The organism is Pseudomonas sp. NY15437, from assembly GCF_048068435.1.
Taxonomy (GTDB): Bacteria; Pseudomonadota; Gammaproteobacteria; order Pseudomonadales; family Pseudomonadaceae; genus Pseudomonas; species Pseudomonas nitroreducens_B.
Genome location: NZ_JBLUQC010000048.1, coordinates 1 through 472, shown reverse-complemented (window position 1 = coordinate 472; position 472 = coordinate 1). Strand labels below are relative to the sequence as shown.

The window sequence follows — 472 nt, the reverse complement described above, 5'->3', positions numbered from 1 at the left end:
CAAGGACGAGCTGGGCGAGCTGGCCGGCTGGTTCAACCGCTTCCTCGACAAGCTGCAACCGATCATCCGCGACGTGAAATCCTCCGTGCAGGACGCCCGCGCCACTGCCGACCAGTCCTCGGAAATCGCCAGCCAGACCAGCGCCGGCATGCAGCAGCAATTCCGCGAAGTCGACCAGGTGGCCACCGCCTCCCAGGAAATGAGCGCCACCGCCCACGACGTCGCCAACAGCGCCGCCATGGCCGCCGATGCCGCCCGCGGCGCCGACGGTGCGACCCGCGACGGCCTGAGCGTGATCGACAACACCACCCGCCTGATCGACGAGCTGGCCAGCGACATGAGCAGCGCCATGAGCCAGGTCGAAGGCCTGGCGGCGAGCAGCGAGCAGATCGGCTCGGTGCTGGACGTGATCCGCGGCATCGCCGAGCAGACCAACCTGCTGGCGCTCAACGCCGCCATCGAAGCGGCCCGC

General features: G+C 69.3%; 1 protein-coding gene. It reads left to right on the top strand.

Features of this window, described 5'->3' with window-relative positions:
• On the top strand, positions 1-472 hold a 472-nt coding region (locus ACNFIA_RS31975), incomplete at both ends, for a methyl-accepting chemotaxis protein (RefSeq protein WP_416790997.1).